Below are 20,315 nucleotides of genomic sequence, written 5' to 3'. Positions count from 1 at the left end.
TACTGTGTGACCCCGTGAAGACAACGTTGATCACAGGCGGAGCCGGCGGCATCGGGCTCGCGCTCGCGAAGCGGCTGGTCGCCGACGGGCAGGCGGTCGCCGTCACCGGCCGGGACGAGACGAAGCTCGCCCAGGTGCCCGGCGTGTTACGCCTGCCCGGGGACGCCACCGACTACGACGCCGTACAGGACGCCGTGGCGGCGACCGTCAAGGAGTACGGCAGACTCGACCACGTCGTCGCCAACGCCGGATTCTCCACCCACGGCCCGCTCACCGAGACCGAACCGGACCGGCTGCGCGACATGGTCCTCACCAACGTGCTCGGCCCCGCCCTGCTGGTGAAGGCCGCGTTGCCCGCGCTGCGCGAGACCCGCGGCCGGATCGTGCTGGTCGGCAGCGTGGCCGGGTTCATCCACTCGCCGGGCAACATGTACTCGGTGACGAAGTGGGCGGTGACCGCGCTCGCCGAGAACACCCGCATGCTCGTGACCGGCGACGGCGTCGGCGTGACGCTGATCGCGCCCGGCCGCGTGGACACCGCGTTCTGGCCGGACGGCCGCCCCGCCGGGCCGCTGCTCAGCGCGCAGAACATCGCCGACGCCATCGCCTGGGCGCTGGCCCAGCCCGCGGGCGTGGACGTGAACACGGTCGTCGTCCGCCCGACCGGCCAGCCCACCTGATGCTCGCCCTCTACTCCCGCTTCTCCGGCAGCAACATCGGCAGGCTCGCCGCACTGAGCGACGGCGTGTTCGCCATCGCCATGACCCTGCTGGTCCTGGAGCTGCACGCGCCGGTGCTGGAGGCCGTGCACCACCAGCGCCCCCTCTGGGAGAGCGGCGCCCTCGACTCCGAGCAGGGGCTGTGGCACGCGCTGGTGCTGCTCGCGCCGAAGCTGCTCACCTACGTCATGAGCTTCCTGACGCTCGGCATCTTCTGGGTGGGGCAGCAGACGCAGCTCAACCAGTTCGAGCGGGCAAACCGCCATCTGACGTGGATCCACCTGGCGTTCCTGGCCTCGGTCTCGCTCATGCCGTTCTCCACGGCGGTGCTCGGCGAGTACATCGGCTTCCGGCTCGCCGTGGCCGTCTACTGGGTGAACCTGCTGCTGCTCGGTGCGATGCTGCTGGCCAGCGTCACATACGGGCACCGGGCCGGCCTGCTGAAGGCGGACGTCGACCACGACATGCGGCTGGCGCACCGGCGCCGGATCGTCATCTACCAGGGGCTGTACGCGGTGGCCGCGGTGCTGTCGGTGATCAATACGTACGTGAGCATCGTGCTGATCGTCCTGTTCCAGGTGAACTCGGCGATCGCGCCCAGGATCTGGCGGCTCAACCGCTTCTAGCGCGTCCAGCTCGACGCAGCCGCGAGCGGCTCTCGCCTCCCGGCGGTCCGCTCCCCCGGCGGCCGGGGATCAGGGTCCCGTCAGGCCGGTGTGGGCGGCGGCGAAGGCGAGGACGTCCGCGGCCAGGGTGATGGAGCGGCTCACCGCGCGGGCGCCGTGGCCGACGTCCGGCTCGTGGCGCAGCAGCACCGGCCCCTCCGCCGAGGTCGCCCCCTGCAGCGCGGCGCACATCTTGCGGGCGTGCATCGGGTCCACCCGCGAGTCGCCGCCCGAGACGGTGAACAGCGTCGCGGGGTACGCCGTCCCTTCGCGTACGTGGTGGTAGGGCGAGTAGCCGAGCAGCCAGGCGAGCTGCTCCGGGTCGGCGGCCGAGCCGTACTCCGGCGCCCAGGAGGGCCCCAGGCCGGAGCGTTCGTAGCGGACCATGTCGAGCAGGCCAGCCGAGCACACCACGGCGGCGAACAGATCGGGGCGGCGCGTCAGGACCGCGCCGACGAGCAGGCCGCCGTTCGACTCGCCCCAGGCCGCCAGGCGGCCCGGCTCCGTCCAGCCGTCGGCGACGAGCTTGCCGGCGGCGGCCTCGAAGTCGGCGAAGACGTTCGGCTTGCGGTCGAGCATCCCGTCGCGGTGCCAGGACTCCCCCTCCTCGCCGCCGCCGCGCAGGTGCGCGACGGCGAGGACCCCGCCCGCCTCCACCCAGGCGCGCGAGTCGGCGGCGTACGCGGGCGTCAGCGGCACGCCGAACCCCCCGTACCCCGTCAGGATCGCCGGCCGTGGCCCGGCACGTCCGGGCAGGGCGGAGACGACCATGCGCACGCGCGTGCCGTCGGCGGAGGCGTACTCGACGTGGTGGCTCTCCACCTCCGTGAACGGCACGTGCCCCGGCGCGGTCGCCCAGCGGGCCACCGCGCCGACGCGGGCGTCGTAGCGCCAGACCTCGCCGGGCGTGACGGCGTCGGTGTAGCCGAACCACGCCTCGTGCCCGCCGTCCGGCCGGGACGTCAACGCCGTGACCGTGCCGCTGCCCGGCAGGGGCACCTCCGCCAGCCACTCCCCCGTGGCGGCGTCGTGGACGCCGATCTCGCCGACGGCGTGGCGGGTGCGCGCGACGAGCAGCCGGCCGCCGTCCAGGACGGTGAACGCGCCGAGGACCGCCCCGCCGTCCTCCGGGACGAGCTCCTTCCAGGCGGACGGCTCCTCCGTGCCGGCGACGCACAGCCTGCGGCGCGGGGCGTCCTGGTCGGTGAGGACGTACAGGCGGCCGTCGGGGCCGACGGCCGCCTCCGTGCGGGCGTCCCGTTCTCGGCCTTCCACGTGGACGGCGCGCGGGCCGAGCCGCGCCGGGTCGCCGGCGGACAGGTCGGCCAGCCAGGCGCCGTTGCCGGCCCGGGTGCCCGCGGTGATCGTCAGCCACCGGCCATCGCCGCTGGTCTGCAGGCCGTACGCGACGGGGCCGCGGCTGAACACCTCCACGTCGGCCGGGTCGCCGAGGCGGTGCAGGTAGACGCCCTGCCGGAAGCGGACGTAGTAGAAGCCGGCGCCGCCGGGGAGCCAGGCGACGGGCGAGTAGCGGCAGCCGCCGATCGGCCCGTCCACCGGCTCGCCGGTGGCCAGGTCGAGGACGTACAGCTCCGCGCGCTCGTCGCCGCGCCGCGAGAGCTGGTACGCCACCAGGCGGCCGTCGTGGTCCGGCTGCCAGCCGTCGAGCGTGGTGAGCCCGGAGGGGTCCAGGCGGGCGGGGTCGAGCACCGGCCTGTCGTCGAGGTGGAGCACCGGGTGCTCCTGGCCGGCGGACTGCGACAGGTGGAAGCGGCGCTCGCCGCGCCACAGCGGCGGCGTCACCATGCCGACGGCGCTCAGCTCCACCAGGCGCGCCTCGAACCGGTCGCGCAGCGGCAGCGTGGCGGCGTGCTCGCGCCACAGCCGGTCCTGGGCCTGCTGCCACGCGCGGGTCTCGGGGGCGGCGGGGTCCTCCAGCCAGCGGTACGGGTCGGGGACGGGGTGGCCGTGGAGGTGGTCGACGAGGGACAGACGCCGTGCTTGCGGGTATTTCATGACACGGGCTCCGGTTGCCAGTGGCCGACCAGGTCGGCGTACAGGGGGGCGGTGCGGACGAGCTCGTCGTGGGAGCCGGAGCGCACGTCCGGCCCGTCCATGAGCAGGACGCGGCCGGCGCGCCGCGCGGAGGTGATGCGGTGCGCGACGACGACGAGCGTGCCGCCGCGCCGGGCGAACGCCCGCTCCACCCGCGCCTCGGCGGCGGGGTCCAGGTGCGCCGTGGCCTCGTCCAGGACGACGAGGCGGGCGGGCGACAGATAGGCGCGTACCAGGGCGACGAGCTGGCGCCCGCCGGCGGACAGGGCCGCGGGGTCGAGCGGCGCGTCGTACCCGCCGGCCGCCCGGACGAGGTCCTCCGCCCCGAGCGCCGCCACGGCCTCGTCCAGCCCGCCCGCTGCGGCGCCGGGACGGAGGTACGTGAGGTTCTCGCGCAGGGTGCCGCGGAAGATGTACGCCTCCTGGGGGATCAGGACCCGGGCGGACGGGTCCAAGGAGGTGGCCGGCACCCCGCCGACCAGGGCCTCCCCCGCGTCCGGCCGCAGCAGGCCGCTGATCAGGGCCGCCAGCGTGGACTTGCCCGCCCCGCTGGGCCCGACGACCGCCAGGTGCTCCCCCTCCGGCACGCGCAGGTCGAGGCCGGCCACGACGGGCGCCGAGTGCGGGCCGTACGCGAAGGTGACGCCGCGCAGCCGGACCTCGGCACCCGCGGGCCGCAGGAGCGGGGCGGCGGGCCGCTCGGCCGGGGCGGCGCCGGCGATGCGCTCCAGCGTCGCCGCCAGCCGCACGCCGCTCACGCCGAGGCCCTGCACCAGCCCGCCGAGGGCGGGCGCGAGCGACTGGGTCACGTACGCCAGCGCCCCCACGACGACGCCCGCGCCGGCCCCGTCGCGCAGCAGCCAGGGCGTGCCGGCGAGGACCAGCAGGACGGGCAGCCAGCCGCCGACCGCCAGCGCGGCCGTGCGGACGGCGGTGACGCGGGCCAGGGCGCGGGCGGCACCGGCCTGCTCCGCGACGCGCACCGCCAGCCGGTCGCCCTCCCGCTCCTCCGCTCCGCAGGCGGTGATGTCGCGCAGCCCGCCCATCGTCGCCGTCATCGCCTCGGCCAGCCGCTCGTCGGCGACCAGGAACGCCCGCTGCCTGCGGGCCAGCGCCGGCAACGACACCAGGAACAGCCCCAGCCCCGCCCCGAACGGCGGCAGCACCAGCGCCGCCGCGCCCGGCGCCAGCGTGAGCAGCCCGAGCACGACGCTGAGCACAGTGAACGCGAACCCCCGCACGGTCGTCACCACCGCGGCGAACGCGTCCCTGGCCAGCTCCACCTGGAGTCCGGCCCGGGTGACCGCGGCGCTGTCCCGGCGCGCGCCCGCGGTGGCGGCGGCCCGCCGTACCGCGCCGTGGACGACGCGGGCCAGCAGGTCGTCGCGGAACGGCTCGGCGACGGCGGCGACGGCCAGCACGATCTGGCGCGCGGCCACGGCGGCGACCAGCCACGCCACCCCGAGCGCGGCGAGCCACAGGAAACCGGTGCCGGGGCGGCCCGCCGCGAAGCCGTCCTCGATGGCGCGGGCGACGGCGTGCCCGATGAGGAACGCGGGCGCGGCCTCCAGCACCGACCAGCCGCCGATGCGCGCCAGCTGGTACGGCTCCCGCCGCAGCGCCCGCCGGAGCAGCCACCCCGCCGTCCCCTCGCGGCCGGCCGTGCGCGGGGTCATGGGGCGGCCTCCCGGAAGACTGCGCGGTAGGCGGGGTCCTGCCAGAGGCCGGCGTGGGTCCCCACGGCGCGCACGGCGCCGCCCTCCAGCCAGACGACCTGGTCGGCGCCGGCGGCGGTGGAGAGCCGGTGGGCGGCGACGAGCCGGGTACGGCCGGCGGGGTCGCCGGTGAGGGCCCGGCCGACCTGGCGCTCGGTGACGGTGTCGAGGCTGCTGGTGGCGTCGTCCAGGACGAGCACGCGGCCGGCCTGGGCGAAGGCGCGGGCCAGGCCGATCCGCTGCCGCTCGCCGCCGGACAGGGGCGCCTCGGGGAGCGGGGTGGCGTACCCCTGGGGCAGCCGCCTGACGAAGCCGTCGGCCCTGGCCGCCACGGCCGCCGCGACGACGGCGCCCGACGCGGGGCGTTCCCGGGAGGCGGCGGGGAGGCCGAGGGCGATCGCGTCCCCCATCGTGTCGCCGACCAGGACGGGGCGGTCGAAGGCGCAGCCGATCGCGCGCCGCAGCTCGTCGCGGGTCAGCTCGGGCAGCGGCACGCCGTCCAGCAGGATCGTCCCGCGGTCCGGGTCGGTCAGGCGGGCCGCGAGGGCGGCGAGGAGCGACTTGCCCGATCCCGAGCGGCCCACGACGGCCGTCACGGAGCCGCCGGGCACGACGAGGTCGCCCACGGTCAGCCCGTCCGCGGCCACGCCACGGAACTCCAGCGTGCCCTCCGGGGCGCCGACGCCGTCGGCGGGAAGCGGGCGAGCGCGGGTGCGGGGTCCGAGGCCGTCGGCGGGAAGCGGGCGGGTGCGGGGTCCATGGCCGGTGGCGGGAAGCGCGCGGGTGCCGTGGGCGGGGCGGGGGACGGTGAGCAGGGCGGCCAGGCGGGCGCCCGCCGATCGGGCCCTGGCCAGGGCGCCGATCAGCCCCAGCCCCGTGCTCAGCGCCGAGCCCAGCACCGCGTACCTCGCCGCCGCGTACAGCTCGCCCACGGTCAGCTCTCCCGATGCGAGCAGCAGGCCACCCGCCGCCAGCACCGCCACCTCGGCCAGCGGCACGACGAGTCCGGCGCGCACCCCGGCCGAGGCGTTGGCGCGCCACAGGGCCAGGCCGTGCCGGCGCAGCGCCTCCAGCGGGGCGAGGACACGGGCGGCCTCACGGTCGGCGGTGCCGGCCGCCGCGATGGTGCGGGCGCCGTCCAGCGCGCCGACGAGCCGGGCGGCGATCTCGCCCTGCGCCTCCTGGTAGCCGCCCGCGAGAGCCGTGGTCGTACGGAGGAACGCGCGTAACACCAGCAGGACGAGGACGATCCCGGCGGCCAGGGCGGCGGTCAGGACGGGATGGATGAGCGTGAGCGCCACGAGGGCGCCCGCCGTCGGCACGAGCAGCGCGAGCGCGCCGGTGATCGTCTCGGGGGCGCGGCCCGCCTCCTCGGCGTTGAGTCCGGCGCGGGTGACCAGCTCCCCTTCCGGGAAGCGGCGGGTCGCGACGGGCCCGGCGCCCAGCACGTGGCGCAGGATCCGGAGGCGGAGCCCGGCCGCGGCGCGGGCGCCGCTCGCGCCGCGGGCCCACACGCCGATGCTCTCGCAGAGCATGACGCAGGCGACGAGCGCGGCGCAGGCGACGAGCCAGCCGCCGGCGCCCGAGGTGAACGGCTGCCGGCCGCCGTCGGTGAGGGAGGCGGTGAAGGCGTCGACGGTCCTGCCCGCCGCGTACGGCAGGGCCAGCTCGCCGGCCGCTCCGGCGACGGCCGTGACGGCCAGCACCACGGGCCAGGGCCCGCCGCGCCGTACCGCGTCCATCACCAGCCGGTCTCCGGCCCGCACCCCTACCTCCGCGTCTCATACGTCACGCAGTCTCACTGGCCACGCAGTCTCACTGGCCACGCAGTCTCACTGGCCACGCAGTCTCACTGGCCATGCAGGCTCACTGGCCACGCAGTCTCACTGGCCATGCAGGCTCACTGGCCATGCGGCCTCACTGGTCGTACATGGGCCGATCCCCGCGCCGACGAGACGGCGGCGCGGGGATCTCCGATGCCGCGGGTCAGTGGCAGACCGCGACACTCAGGTTGCTGGGCGCGTGGGAGTGGCAGCCCAGCACGGTGAGCGTGGAGCCGCCGCTGGCGACGTCGCTGCTCGCCGGGGACTCGAGGCCCTGCAGGTCGAGGAGAACCATGGTTTACACCTCCTTCCAGGGGTCGGGGTGACGGGGCCGCCCCTGCGGGGCCGGCTCCAGGAAGGGCAGGTGCACGGGCTGCTCGCCCAGCACCGAACCGAGCGCGAACAGGACACCGGCGGTGCCCGTCGCGAAGTCCATCGAGAGCCGCAGCAGCCGGTCGCCGGGGAAGGCGAGGCCGCCGGCGAACGGCAGCGCGTGCCACCGCAGCCCCTCGACCAGCCGGCCGGCGAACGGGTCGCGGTCCGGGAGCGCGGCGATGATCCCGGCCCGGCCGGTGAACAGCCCCGGCTGGACGTAGTAGCCGGCGCGGCCGGCGGCCCGCAGGCGGGACAGCGCGTCGGCGAGGCCGGGGTCGTCGCGGTGGCCGAGGTGGCGGGCGAGTACGAGGGCGATGCCGGCCGATCCCTCGTCGAGGTACGGCAGGAGCCGCCAGCCCTGGTTCACCTGGAGCGAGCCGTCCTGGGAGGTGGCGCAGCGGCGGAGGTCCTGCCGGAGCGCGGTGTCGGCCAGGTCGAGCAGCGCCGTGTCGCCGGTGTGCTCGTAGGCGTGCAGGAACAGCAGGGCGGGGCCGCTGGAGCCGTGCATGAGGCCGGCTCTCGGGTGGTCGCCGCCGCTGGTCTCGGGGACGTCGCCGGGGCCGCCGAGCCGGTCGGCGCAGATGTCGACGGCGCGCAGGGCGGCCCGGGTGAGTTCGGGCTCGTCATGGCGGCGTCCGAGGTGGAGGAGGTTCAGCCCGATACCGGAAAGGCCGGAGGAGAGGGCGGATTCGAGGTCGTCCCACTTCTCGCGTAAGCAGACGTCGGCCAGGTCGAGGGCGTCCTGGCGGCGGCCGAGCCGGTCGAGGGCGTACGCGATGCCGTGCAGGCCGTCGTACAGGCCGAGCCCCGACCCCTGGGCGGGCCGCAGCGCGCGCTCGCGCAGCCACTCCTCGTAGGCGGGGTACCGGCCGGCGCCGGTCGCCGCGAGCGCGTACAGGACGCCGGCGGCGCCGTGGGCGAGGTTGAGGCCGCCGCCGGGGCGGAACTGGGCCACGTCGCCGGGGAACAGCCGGTCGTCCCTCTCCGGGGTGGCGGAGGCGGTGATGGCCCGGCACATCGCGTCGCGCAGCTCGGGCCAGGGCGCGCGTCCCGGCATGGGCGTGCGGTCCGGCCCCGGACCGGCGGGCGCGGCGTCGCGGGGGACGGGCAGGGTGTCGCCGAGGATGGTGGCCGCGGCGGCGCGGACCATGTCCGCCGTTCCCGGGAAGCTCTCCGCGACCATCTCCGCGACCTGGAGGATCTTCGGCCGGTGCAGCGGCAGCATGATGGTGCACTGCGGGGCGAACAGGGCGAACCTGAGGCACGCCATCGCGTACCTGTCGACGTCCACGCCCTGCCGGTCCGGCGGCGCGGCGAACGCGGGGTGGGCCAGCGCGGCCCGCGCGCCGTCGTCGGCGAGCGTGGCGACCTCGTAGTCGATCAGCACCACGCGCCCGTCCTCCGTGAGCAGCACGTTGTCCGGGTGCAGGTCTCCGAAGACGACGCCGCGGGCGTGCAGCGCCTCGATGGCGGCCTCGACCCGGTCCAGCGTGGCGAGCGCCCAGCGGGTGTACTCGGCGAGGTCCTCGGCCCGGCAGGTGGCGCGGGTGAGCGGGTAGCGGTGGACGAGGCGGCGCTGGAGCGGCGTGCCGTCGACGAACTCCATCGCGATGAAGTGGTGCTCGCCGAGCGTGAAGTGGTCGCGCAGCGCGGGCGCCGCGTCGAGGCCGGACAGCCGTTCGAGCATGTCGCGCTCGTGCGCGAGCCTGGTGACGGCGTCGCGCCCGGCGGCGTCGAGGCCGGCGTGCGGGCGCGCCTCCTTCAGCACCAGCCGCTCGCCGGTGGGGCGGTGGCGCGCCAGGTAGACGCCGCCGCCGTTGGAGAAGTGCAGGACCTGCTCGATCTCGTACGGCAGGCCGGTCGTGGTGACCGCGTTGCGGGCGGCCAGGTGGGGCTCCAGGAAGGCGGGCAGGGTCGCCCACGGCGGCACGGTGAACGTGGCCCCGCGCACGTCCGGCACGAGCCGGCCGTCGCCGTCCTCGACCGCCGGCACCCGCTCGCCGGCGCCGGACAGGCAGTGCCGCTCGGCGAACCCGCCGTGGCGCACGTAGAGCGGGCCCTCGCCGTACCTGAGGTCGCTGAGGACGTACGGGCCCTGGACGCCGCGCAGCAGTTCGTGCAGCTCCTTGAGGGCGAGTTCGAGTTGCGCCTCGTCGCGCGGGTAGATGGTCACGAGTTTCCCGCTGGAGGCGCGGGAGGCGGCCTTGGAATTGACCATCACGTGCACGGCCGGGCCGCGCAGGAATTTGAACGCCATTCCGCGGGGAACGCAGTAATCCCATACGGCGGCGATGGCGCGCTCGGCGTCGTCGAGGCGGGCGGAGACGTGGATCTTCCAGCCCTGCCGGGGCAGCGGGGGCTGACCGGTGGCGGCGTAGTAGCACCAGGTTCCGGTGACCGTGTGGACCCAGCCCTCGGGGAGCGGCCTGCGCAGCAGGGAGAAGCCGGCCTCCTCGGCGTCGGTGTGGCCGAGGGTGTCGTAGAAGCGGCTGTCCGCCAGGCAGTACAGCTCGTACTGGTCCATCCGGCGCTCCCTCCCGGTGCGGTCTGGAGTAAGACTGACGTTCCGGGTGGGTTTGCGGCTAGTAACACAGGGCACCGCTAAATTGGTACAAATATAATTGCATTTGTGTGTTTTTCATCATTGGCCGGTTATACGGTCACCATTGGCCCGGGGAATGAAGGCCGAGAAGGCGAATTCGCCCCCGCGAGCGTCCGTCTCCAGCCAGCCGCCGAGCCCCGCGAGCCGCTCCGTCATGTTCCCGAGCCCGTGCCCGCCGCTGTGAGACCCACCGTTGTGAGACCCACCGTTGTGAGACCCACCGTTGTGAGACCCGCCGGTGTGAGGACCGCCGCTGTGAGACCCGCCGGTGTGAGGACCGCCGCTGTGAGACCCGCCGGTGTGAGGACCTTCACCGTGAGGACCGCCCCCGTGCGGCCCGAGGTGGTGCCCGCTCCCGTGACGCCGCACCGGGCGGGCGCCGTCGTTCCTGATCGACAGGGTTATCAGCCGGTCCTGCTCGTCCAGCCGGATCACGCACCTCCGCGCGGCGGCGTGCCGCAGGATGTTCGTCACGCCCTCACGCAGGACGTGGACCAGCGCCTCGGCCACCTCCCCCGGCAGGTCACGGCACGACACCCGTACGTCGCAGCGCACCCCCACCGACTCCAGCAGGGCGCGCGCCGACGCCACCTCGCTCTCCAGCGACGCGTGGTCCCCGCCGTGGGCGACGGAGCGCACGTCGGAGGCGAGGGCGCGCAGCAGCACCAGGGTCTCCCCCACCTCGACCTCCGCCTTGGAGTCGCCCTCGCGGACCAGCCGCTCGACGAGCTGCGCCTTCAGCACCAGGGCGGTCAGCCGGTGCCCCACCAGGTCGTGCAGGTCGCGGGTGAAGCGCCGGCGCTCCAGGGCGACGGCCCGGCCGATGACGTCGTTACGGGCGGCCGCCAGCCAGTGCGCCCGCCCCGCGAGCGTCACCACGGCGTACTCCGCCAGGCCCAGCGCCGGCGCGCCCACCGCCCAGCCCGTGTGGGCCAGCGCGCCCGGCGGCGCCCACAGCAGCACCGGGCCGCAGGCCGCGGCGAGGGCCACCAGCACCGCCGACCGGACGCGGTACGCGGTCACGAGCAGCGCGCCCGACAGCAGCCCGCACACCGGCGTCCACGCCGCCCCGAACCACGGCATCGGCAGGTACGTCAGCCACGCCTGCGCGCCGACCAGCCACCACCCGCCCTCCCGGCGCGCCAGCACCCCCAGGACGAACCGCGCGTGCACGGCCAGCAGCGCCATCAGCACCACCGCCCCGACGGGCACCGCCGGAGCGGACCCGACGGGGACCGTCAGAGCGGCCTGGACGGGGACCGTGAGAGCCGCCAGTCCGGCCGTCACGGCGACCCGGCCCAGCCACAACGGGGACATGGGGGTGACGACCACCGAGCGCAAGCGGGCCGCGAACCCGTTCCCCGTGCAGTACACCCGCCCCCCGCCTGCCGCCCGGTCCACGCCTCCCTCTAATCGACCCGATCGGCCGACGCCTGTAAAGCGGATGGCCTGGTTCGGACACCTTCAGTCCGTAAGCCGGGGCAAACATGCCAGTCATAGGGTTGACCCCATGGAATACACGCGACTCGGCACCACTGGCCTGAAAGTCTCCCGTATCTGCCTGGGCATGATGAGCTACGGCGACCCCGCCAAGATGGAGTGGACCCTCACCGAGGAGCAGGCGGAGCCGCTGGTGCGGCGCGCGGCCGACGCCGGTGTGACGTTCTTCGACACGGCGGACGTCTACAGCGCCGGCGAGAGCGAGGTCGTCACCGGCAACCTGCTGCGCAAGATCTTCCCCCGGCGGGAGGACTACGTGCTGGCGACCAAGGTCTACTTCCCCATGGGCGAGGGGCACAACGACCGCGGCCTGTCGCGCAAGCACATCCACGCCTCGATCGACGACTCCCTGCGGCGGCTCGGCACCGATCACGTGGACCTCTACCAGATCCACCGCTGGGACGACGAGACGCCCATCGAGGAGACGATGGAGGCGCTGCACGACGTGGTCAAGGCCGGCAAGGCCCGCTACATCGGCGCCTCCACGATGTGGGCGTGGCAGTTCGCCAAGGCGCAGCACGTCGCCGAGGTCAACGGGTGGACCCGGTTCGTGTCGATGCAGCCGCACTACAACCTCCTCTACCGCGAGGAGGAGCGCGAGATGCTGCCGCTCTGCGCCGACCAGGGTGTGGGCGTCATCCCGTGGAGCCCGCTGGCGCGCGGCGTGCTCGCCCGCGCCGGCCAGGACGCCGCGACCGCGCGGGCGGGCTCCGACCCGCGCATCGGCTCCCTGTACGAGCCGGACGACGACCAGATCGTCATCGACCGGGTGGCGCGGATCGCCAAGGAGCGGGACCTGCCTCCCGCGCAGGTCGCGCTCGCCTGGGTGCTCCAGCAGCCGGCGGTGACGGCCCCGATCGTGGGCGCCACCAAGGAGCGGCACGTGGACGACGCGGTCGCCGCGGTGGACGTCCGGCTGACGGAGGAGGAGCTCGCCTTCCTCACCGAGCCGTACCGGCCGCGCGTGGTCCGCTTCTGACGGTCGTCACCCGCTCCCGGCGGCGGCCGGGAGCGGCCGGGCGGGGCCGGAAGTGTCGGTGGCGGCTTCTAAGCTTTGGCCATGGCACGTGCTAACGAGGAAGCGGCGGCGGCGCTGCAGGAGTACGCCGAGCTGTTCGCGCTGACCGGCGGTGACGCCTTCCGGGTGCGCAGCTACCAGAAGGCCGCCAAGGCCATCGCCGGCTTCCCCGAGGACATCTCGGCGACCGACGTGCGCGGCGTCCCCGGCGTCGGCGAGGCGATCGCGAAGAAGATGGAGGAGTTCCTGCTGCGCGGGAGCTTCCGGCAGCTCGACGACCTGCGCGGGCGGGTGCCCGAAGGGGTCCGGCGGCTGACGCGGGTGCCGTCGCTCGGGCCGAAGACCGCGATCATGCTGTTCGAGGACTTCGGCATCGACTCCCCCGCCGCGCTGGGCGAGGCGATCGCGGCGGGCCGGCTCGACGGCGTCAAGGGCCTCGGCGCCAAGACGCTGGCCAACCTCGCCAAGGGCGTCGAGCAGATCGAGCAGGCGGGCCGCCGGGTCCACATCGGCGTCGCCATGTCGCTGGCCGAGCAGGTGATGGCGTCCCTGACCGCCGAGCGCGTCGCCTACGCCGGATCGCTGCGCCGCATGAAGGACACGATCGGCGACATCGACATCCTCGCCGTGGCACCCGAATCGATCATGGAGGAGTTCCGGGCGCAGCCGTACGTCGCGGAGGTGATCGCGGCCGGCGACAAGAAGACGTCGATCCGCACCACCTCCGGCGTGCAGGTCGACCTGCGGGTGGTGCCCGCGGCCTCGTGGGGCGCCGCCCTGCAGTACTTCACCGGCTCCAAGGAGCACAACGTCGCGATCCGCGAGATGGCGGTCAAGAAGGGCTGGAAGCTGTCGGAGTACGGCCTGTTCGAGGGCGAGCGGGTGATCGCCGCCGAGTCGGAGGAGGACATCTACGCCGCGCTCGGCATGCAGTACGTCCCGCCGCCCATGCGTGAGGACGGCGGCGAGGTGCGGGCGGCGCTGCGCGGCGAGCTGCCCGAGCTGGTGCGGCTGGCCGACCTGCGCGGCGACCTGCACACCCACACCGACCTGACCGACGGCATCGCCCCGCTGGAGGACATGGTGGCCGCCGCCGAGGCGCGCGGCTACTCCTACTACGCGGTCACCGACCACGCGCCCGACCTGGCCATGCAGCGCATGACGCTCGACAAGGCGCTGGAGCAGCGCGAGCGGCTGGCCAAGCTGCAGGAGCGGCACCCGGGCATGCGGCTGCTGCACGGCAGCGAGCTCAACATCGCGCCCGACGGCTCGGTCGACTGGCCCGCCGAGGTGCTGCGGGAGTTCGACGTGTGCGTGGCCTCCGTGCACTCCCATTTCGGCATGCCGCGCGACGAGATGACCCGCCGCTTCATCGCCGCCTGCGAGAACCCGTACGTCGACATCATCGGCCACCCCACCACCCGCAAGATCGGCAAGCGTGACCCGGTCGACGCCGACTGGGACGCGATCTTCCGCGCCGCCGCCCGCACGGGCACGGCCATGGAGATCGACTCCTACCCCGACCGCTCCGACCTCCCGTCCGACCTGGTACGGCTGGCCAAGCACCACGGGGTGAAGTTCTCCATCGACAGCGACTCCCACGCCATCCCGCACCTGGCCCACCAGCGGTTCGGCGTCGGCATCGCGCAGCGGGCCTGGCTCACCACCGACGACGTCATCAACACCTGGCCACTGGAGCGGCTCCGGGCCTTCCTGCGGCCCTGACGCCTTACCGGGTTTCCCGGGGCTCCCGGCGTAAGGTGGGAAGGACCCTGTCCTCGCGGCGTGTGGGGGGCTCATGACGGCGAAGGCGTTCGCCTCGTCGGCCGACCTGGCCGACCAGCGGCAGACCCTGGACGTGCTGGCGGACGGCGTGTACGCGTTCACCGCCGAGGGCGACCCCAACGCCGGCGCGATCGAGGGCGAGGACTTCCTCGTCTGCTTCGAGGCGCTGGCGACGCCCGTGGCGGCGCGTGAGTGGCTGACCCGGCTGCGCGAGCACACCGACAAGCCGGTGCGCTACCTCGTGCTGTCGCACTACCACGCCGTGCGGGTGCTGGGCGCGAGCGCGTTCGGCGCCGACGTCGTCGTGGCGCACGACAAGACGCGGGAGCTGGTCGCCGAGCGCGGCAAGGAGGACTGGGAGTCGGAGCTCGGGCGGATGCCGCGCCTGTTCAAGGAGCCTGACAGCATCCCCGGGCTGACGTGGCCGACGCTGACGTTCTCCGACCGGCTCACGATCGACCTCGGCGGCGGGCGGGGCGACCTGGTGCTGTGGCACTGCGGGCGCGGCCACACCGAGGGCGATCTGGTGGCCTGGCTGCCCCGGCGGCGCATCCTGTTCGCCGGCGACCTGGTGGAGGCCCAGGCCGCCCTCTACACCGGCGACGCCTTCCACCGCGACTGGGCCACCGGCACGCTCGACCGGATCGCCGGGCTGGGCGCCGAGACACTGGTCGGCGGGCGCGGCGCGGTCGCCTGGGGCCGGGAGGCGGTGGACGCGGCCATCGCGCAGACCCGGATGTTCCTGGAAGTCATGATCCGCGAGGTGGGCGCCGTGCGCGACGCGGGCGGGACGCTCAGGCAGGCGTTCGAGGCGGTGCGCGAGCGGCTCGCGCCCCGGTTCGGCGGGTGGCCGATCTTCGAGCACTGCCTGCCGTTCGACGTGTCGCGGCTGTGGGACGAGCTGTCCGGCGTCGAACGCCCACGCGTCTGGACGGCGGCCCGCGACCGCGAGGTCTGGGCCCTCCTCCAGGGCTGAGCGACGATGCCGCCGGACCCGTTCCCCGGCCCCCCGCCGCCGGCCGGGCCGCTTCCCGTGGTCGTGATCGGGGCGGGGCCGGTGGGGCAGACGGCGGCGCTGCTGCTGGCCCGCTGGGGGCTGCCCGTCGTCGTCCTGGACCGGCGTCCCGGCCGCGACCCCGCCGGGTCGAGGTCGATCTGCCAGCAGCGGGACGTGCTCGACGTGTGGGAGGCGGCCGGCTGCGGCGCCATCACCGCCGAGGGGCTGACCTGGACCACCGCGCGCACCTACTACCAGGGCCGGGAGCTGTTCGCCTGGAGCTTCGACCCGGGCCGCTCGCCGCTGCCGCCGTTCGTGAACATCTCCCAGGCCCGCACCGAGGAGCTGCTGGACGAGCGGATCGCCGCCACGCCGCTGATCGACGTGCGGTGGGGGCACGAGGTGGTCGCCTTCCCGCCCGATGCGGACGGGGTGACCGTGCGGTGCGCGAACGGCGCCGAGGTGCGGGGCTCGCACGCGGTCGCCTGCGCCGGAGCCCACGGCGGGCTCGTACGGGCCGCGCTGGGGGTGTCGTTCGACGGGGAGACGTTCGACGAGCGGTTCCTCATCTGCGACGTCCGCGCCGAGCTGCCCGGCTGGGAGCGGGAGCGCCGCTTCCACTTCGACCCCGCCTGGAACCCCGGCCGCCAGGTCCTCGTCCATCCGTGTCCGGGATCGACGTACCGCATCGACTGGCAGGTGCCGCCGGAATTCGACCTCGCGGCCGAGGAGGCGTCGGGCGGGCTGGACCGGCGGATCAGGCAGGTCGTGGGCGAGCGGCCGTACGAGCTGGTGTGGCGGACCGTGTACCGGTTCCACTCGCGGGTGACGGACCGGATGCGGGCGGGGCGGGTGCTGCTGGCGGGCGACTGCGCTCACCTGGTGGCGCCGTTCGGCGCCCGCGGGCTGAACTCCGGGGTGCCGGACGCGGAGAACGCCGCGTGGAAGATCGCCTTCGTACGGTACGGGTGGGCGCCGGAGGAGCTGCTGGGGACGTACGAGACGGAGCGGCGAGCGGCGGCGCTGGAGAACCTGGAGGTGACGGCGGCGACGATGCGCTTCCTGGCGCCGCGCACCGAGGCCGGGTGGGCACGCCGCCGCGAGATCCTCGACCGTGCCGCCTCGGCCCGCTCCCAGGAGAGGGTCTCGGCGGTGGACTCGGGACGGTTCGCGGAGCCGTTCTGGTATCTCGACTCGCCGCTGACGACGCCCGCTCCCGGGCGGACGTTCACCGGACGGCCGGCGAGGGGCGAGTCCCCCTCGCCGGTCCCCGGCGTGATCGTGCCCGACGCGCCCGTGTCCGTCCAGGGACGGCCGGAGGTGACCAGGTTGCGGCAGGTGTGCCGTGACGGGTTGCTCGTGCTGCTCGCCGAGGGGCTCGACCGCGAGGCGCTCGGCACGGCGGTGGCCCGCGCGGTCCGGGCGCCGGTCACGGTGCTGGCCCTGGACGAGATCGACCCGGGCGGCGACGTGCGTGAGGCGCTGGGGGCGAGGCCGGGCGAGGCGTGGCTCATCCGTCCGGACGCCCACATCGCCGCCGTCCTCACCGGCCCGACCGTGCCCGCCCTGACCCGCGCCGCCCGCCGCGCCCTCGGCCACCCGTCGTAGCCCATCGAGGGGGCACGGCCCGGCACCCGTCGCCGCCCTCGGCCGCCGCCGTCCCGCCTGCTCCCGGCGGGAAGCCCGGTCCGGGCCGTACGAGGGTCAGGAGCCGGCGAGCAGGGCGGCGAACAGCGCCTTGCCCTCGCGGTCCAGCCACGTCTCGAAGCTCATCAGCCCCGGGTGCAGGGCCCGCAGCGCCGGGATGTCCGCGGCCCAGCCCCCGAACGACTCCGTCTCCAGGTGGGACGCCCCGAGCCCGAGTGCCGCGCGCCGTTCCTCGGGGATGGGGTCGGTGTTGACGGGATGGCCGGTGGCGCGGGTGATGGCGGCCGCCAGGTCGTCGCGGGTCAGCTCGTCGCCGGCCAGCTCCAGCGCCTCACCCAGGTAGCGGTCCGGGTCGGTGAAGGCCAGCGCGGCGAACGCGCCGATGTCGGCGACGGCGATGAGCTGGACCCTCGCCTTGGGCGGGATGATCCGCATGAGCGCGGTCTCACCGGTCACGCCGAAGCCCGGCCGGGTGTGGTTCTCCATGAACATGACGGGGCGCAGGATCGTGGCCGGCAGGCCGAGTGCCCTGATGTGCCGCTCGATCTCCCACTTGGTGTTCCAGGTGGCGATGCCGGTGTCCCGGTCGGCGCTGCCGACGGAGGTGTAGACGAGGTGCCGCACACCGGCCTCGTGCGCGGCGTCGGCCACGTTGACGCCGAGCCGTACCTCCTCGGCGACGCCGTGCGGCGGGCCGGCGGCCGGTTGCACGCTGAACACCCCGTAGGCGCCGCGGACCGCCTCCGCCAGCGACCCGCGGTCGCCCATGTCGCCGGGCACGAGCTCGGCGCCGGCCTTCGCCAGCAGCCGGGCCGCCGGGGCGCCCGGGTCGCGTACCAGCGCTCTGACGTGCCAGCCCTTCGCCAGCAGGGCACGTGCGGTGGCGCCGCCCTGCTGGCCCGTCGCGCCGGTGACGAGCACGGTCCGTCCGGTCATGGTGTCTCCTTGGTAGATTATGCGGAGCGATGCTCCGGAACATACGGAGCACTGCTCCGGCTGTCAACACCGAAGGAGACCCCCGCCGTGCCCGAGGCGCTTCGCGCGGACGCCCGCCACAACCACGACCAGCTCCTGACCGCCGCCCGCGCGGCCTTCGCCGAGCACGGCACGGAGGCGTCGCTGCGCGACATCGCCCGGCGCGCCGGCGTGGGGATCGGCACCCTCTACCGGCACTTCCCGACGCGCGAGGCGCTGCTCCAGGCGCTCATGCGCGACCGCTTCGACGGTCTGGCCCGGCGGGCCGCCGACCTGCTCGCCGAGCCGTCGCCGCGCGAGGCCCTGGCCACCTGGCTCGCTGAGGTGGCGGCCGGATCGGCGACGTACCGGGGCCTGCCGGAGTCGGTCATGGCGGCGTTGCGCGACGAGGAGTCGGAGCTGCACGCCTCGTGCGCGGCGATGCGCGCGGCCGGCTCCCAGCTGCTGGAACGCGCCCAGGCGCGGGGCGGCGTACGGCACGACGTCACCACGGAGGAGCTGCTGGCGATCGCGGCCGGCATGGCGTGGGCGGGCGAGCAGTCGCCGGGGCGGCCGGAGCTGGCGCGGCGCCTGCTGTCCCTCGCCATGACGGGTATATCCCTGACGGAGGACCCGCCGACGAGGGCCTGCTGACGGCCCTCGCCACGGCCGAGCCGTTACGGGGCGGCCAGTGGATCGGAACCGGTCGATATGATTACATGGTTTTCCAGTAGGAAATAAAGATTAACGGAGGTGGTGGCCCCGTGAAGCAGGCCGTGACAACGATCGTCAAGCCCTTGCCGGACCACCTGTTCCGGCTGCACGACGGCAACGCGGAGATGCGCTGGGAAGCCATGGCCGGTGCGGGCTACCACACGCCGACCGACCGGTTCTTCGTGCGCAACCACACCGTCACCCCGCTGATCGACGCCTCCACGTGGCGGCTGCGCCTGCACGGCCCCGGCGTGCGATGTCCCGGCTCGTACACCTATCCGCAACTGCTCGCCATGCCCTCGCGGACCATCGACACCGCGATCGAGTGCGCCGGGAACGGCCGCAGCCTCTATGACACCCAGCAGCGCGAGCCGGCCCCCGGGGCGCAGTGGGGGCTCGGCGCGATCGGGGTGGCGCGCTGGCGCGGCGTGCCCCTGTCGTACCTCCTGCGGGAGGCCGGCCTGCGGCCCGAGGCCGTGGACGTGGTGGCGCGGGGGCTGGACGCGCCGTTCGAGGACCACGGCCGGGTACGCAGGCCGCTGCCCGCCGGCAAGGCCATGGACGACGTGATAGTCGCCTACGAAATGAACGGCGAACCGCTTCCGCCCGATCACGGATTTCCGGCGCGGCTGGTGGTCCCGGGATGGGCGGGAATTGCGTCCATCAAATGGCTCGGCGATCTGGAGGTCGCCACCGAGGAGATCCTCACCCCCTGGAACACCCTGTTCTACCGCGATATCACCACGCAGCCGGTCAAGAGCGCTTTCGAACTCCCCTGGGACGCCGTGCTCCCCCTCGGCGTCCCCCACACCCTGCACGGCCGGTCATGGTCGGGGCGCGGCCGGATCACCCGCGTGGAGGTGAGCCTCGACGGGGGCGCCAGCTGGAGTCCGGCCCAGCATCACGGCCGCCGCCTGGTCAGCGCCTGGCTGCCGTGGCACGTCCAGTGGGCGCCCCGTACCCCCGGGCGGCACGTCCTCATGGCGCGCGCCACCGACGAGACCGGCGCGACACAGCCGCTGGTCACTCCGCGTCACCCCTTCGGCTATCACTTCGACGCCGTCGTGCAACACCCGATTCATGTTGTCAGCGGATAGGAAAATGTCACCGATCCATGCTGAGCTGCGCATTCCCGAATGGTCTGCCTGGGTACGGTGAATTCATCTGAAAGACTCGCGCGGAAACCCATCCGAAATCGGTCCGTGTGACGCTTACCACACGAGACCATAAGGAGCCAAGATGCGCCAGTTGACCGCACTCGACGCCCAGTTCCTCAATGTCGAGTCCGCGACCACCGCCGCGCACGTGGCGGGGCTGGCCATCCTCGATCCGGCGGACGGCGCGGTCAACCGCGACGCCCTGGCCGAGCTGCTCCTCGAACGCGTCCACCTGTCCCCCGCCCTCAGCCTCCGGATCGCGCCGGTGCCGTTCGGCCTCGACCATCCGTACTGGGCGGCGGATCCCGGGTTCGACCTCGGCAACCACCTGTTCGAGACCGCGCTGCCGGATCCGGGCGACCAGCGGCAGCTCGCCGACGAGGTGGCGCGCATCCACGCCCGGCGGCTCGACCGGGCGCACCCGCTGTGGGAGATGCATCTCATCCACGGGCTGGCGGGTGGGCTGGTCGCGGTGTACACGAAGGTGCACCACGCGGCCATCGACGGCGTCTCGGGCGCGGAGACGCTCGCCGCCCTCCTCGACCTCGCCCCGGGCGACCGCCGCCGCCCCGCCGCCCCGCCTTCCGGC

General features: G+C 74.5%; 16 protein-coding genes. 9 read left to right on the top strand and 7 right to left on the bottom strand.

All coding sequences use genetic code 11. The features are described from left to right. Positions 1–14 precede the first annotated feature (14 nt). The gene (locus ABZS51_RS20170) at positions 15–680 is read left to right on the top strand and encodes an SDR family NAD(P)-dependent oxidoreductase (protein WP_310711132.1); all 666 of its coding nucleotides are present in this window, start codon (positions 15–17) and stop codon (positions 678–680) included. Further along, the gene (locus tag ABZS51_RS20165) at positions 680–1,345 is read left to right on the top strand and encodes a TMEM175 family protein (protein ID WP_355442979.1); all 666 of its coding nucleotides are present in this window, start codon (positions 680–682) and stop codon (positions 1,343–1,345) included. The genes ABZS51_RS20170 and ABZS51_RS20165 overlap by 1 nt, the downstream gene beginning before the upstream one ends. Before the next feature lie 69 nt (positions 1,346–1,414). Here the strand turns inward: ABZS51_RS20165 and ABZS51_RS20160 are convergent, their stop codons facing one another. The 6 genes from ABZS51_RS20160 to ABZS51_RS20135 all read right to left on the bottom strand — a co-directional run bounded on the left by ABZS51_RS20160 (position 1,415) and on the right by ABZS51_RS20135 (position 11,355). Further along, positions 1,415–3,400, bottom strand: a complete 1,986-nt coding sequence (locus ABZS51_RS20160; RefSeq protein WP_355442975.1) for a prolyl oligopeptidase family serine peptidase — start codon at positions 3,398–3,400, stop codon at positions 1,415–1,417. Further along, positions 3,397–5,115 carry an ABC transporter ATP-binding protein gene (locus ABZS51_RS20155; protein WP_355442972.1) on the bottom strand — a complete coding sequence of 573 codons (1,719 nt, stop codon included), beginning with the start codon at positions 5,113–5,115 and terminating at the stop codon, positions 3,397–3,399. The genes ABZS51_RS20160 and ABZS51_RS20155 overlap by 4 nt, the downstream gene beginning before the upstream one ends. Next, on the bottom strand, positions 5,112–6,920 hold the full coding sequence (locus ABZS51_RS20150) for an ABC transporter ATP-binding protein (RefSeq protein WP_355442969.1): 1,809 nt from the start codon (positions 6,918–6,920) through the stop codon (positions 5,112–5,114). The genes ABZS51_RS20155 and ABZS51_RS20150 overlap by 4 nt, the downstream gene beginning before the upstream one ends. A gap of 220 nt (positions 6,921–7,140) precedes the next feature. After that, on the bottom strand, positions 7,141–7,272 hold the full coding sequence (locus ABZS51_RS20145) for a SapB/AmfS family lanthipeptide (RefSeq protein ID WP_355442966.1): 132 nt from the start codon (positions 7,270–7,272) through the stop codon (positions 7,141–7,143). Positions 7,273–7,275: 3 nt separating this feature from the next. Beyond that, a complete protein-coding gene (gene lanKC / locus ABZS51_RS20140) occupies positions 7,276–9,876 on the bottom strand; it encodes a class III lanthionine synthetase LanKC (RefSeq protein WP_355442963.1) in 2,601 nt (866 codons plus the stop codon). 117 nt (positions 9,877–9,993) lie between these two features. Then, positions 9,994–11,355, bottom strand: coding sequence for a histidine kinase (locus ABZS51_RS20135; protein ID WP_355442960.1), 1,362 nt, complete (start codon positions 11,353–11,355; stop codon positions 9,994–9,996). A 109-nt stretch (positions 11,356–11,464) separates the two neighbouring features. Between ABZS51_RS20135 and ABZS51_RS20130 the strand changes: the two genes are divergently transcribed. From ABZS51_RS20130 to ABZS51_RS20115, 4 genes are all read left to right on the top strand, one after another. Further along, entirely contained in the window at positions 11,465–12,433 is a 969-nt protein-coding gene (locus tag ABZS51_RS20130; protein WP_355442957.1) for an aldo/keto reductase, read from the top strand. Between the two features lie 81 nt (positions 12,434–12,514). Further along, on the top strand, positions 12,515–14,197 hold the full coding sequence (polX, locus tag ABZS51_RS20125; protein WP_355442954.1) for a DNA polymerase/3'-5' exonuclease PolX: 1,683 nt from the start codon (positions 12,515–12,517) through the stop codon (positions 14,195–14,197). A gap of 73 nt (positions 14,198–14,270) precedes the next feature. After that, the gene (locus ABZS51_RS20120) at positions 14,271–15,233 is read left to right on the top strand and encodes an MBL fold metallo-hydrolase (protein WP_355442951.1); all 963 of its coding nucleotides are present in this window, start codon (positions 14,271–14,273) and stop codon (positions 15,231–15,233) included. Between the two features lie 6 nt (positions 15,234–15,239). Further along, the gene (locus ABZS51_RS20115; protein WP_355442948.1) at positions 15,240–16,862 is read left to right on the top strand and encodes an FAD-dependent monooxygenase; all 1,623 of its coding nucleotides are present in this window, start codon (positions 15,240–15,242) and stop codon (positions 16,860–16,862) included. A gap of 96 nt (positions 16,863–16,958) precedes the next feature. Here the strand turns inward: ABZS51_RS20115 and ABZS51_RS20110 are convergent, their stop codons facing one another. After that, a complete protein-coding gene (locus ABZS51_RS20110) occupies positions 16,959–17,837 on the bottom strand; it encodes an NmrA/HSCARG family protein (protein ID WP_355442946.1) in 879 nt (292 codons plus the stop codon). Between the two features lie 87 nt (positions 17,838–17,924). Here ABZS51_RS20110 and ABZS51_RS20105 point away from each other — a divergent pair, with 87 nt between their 5' ends. From ABZS51_RS20105 to ABZS51_RS20095, 3 genes are all read left to right on the top strand, one after another. Further along, positions 17,925–18,509: a helix-turn-helix domain-containing protein gene (locus ABZS51_RS20105; protein WP_355442943.1), complete on the top strand. Its 585-nt coding sequence runs from the start codon at positions 17,925–17,927 to the stop codon at positions 18,507–18,509. Positions 18,510–18,631: 122 nt separating this feature from the next. Next, complete coding sequence (locus ABZS51_RS20100; RefSeq protein WP_355442941.1) at positions 18,632–19,666, top strand: sulfite oxidase; 1,035 nt, start codon at positions 18,632–18,634, stop codon at positions 19,664–19,666. A gap of 142 nt (positions 19,667–19,808) precedes the next feature. After that, on the top strand, positions 19,809–20,315 hold a 507-nt coding region (locus tag ABZS51_RS20095; protein ID WP_355442938.1), incomplete at its 3' end, for a wax ester/triacylglycerol synthase domain-containing protein.

Source organism: Nonomuraea sp. NPDC005501, from assembly GCF_040605905.1.
GTDB lineage: Bacteria > Actinomycetota > Actinomycetes > Streptosporangiales > Streptosporangiaceae > Nonomuraea.
This window is presented reverse-complemented; position numbering and strand designations above follow the sequence as displayed.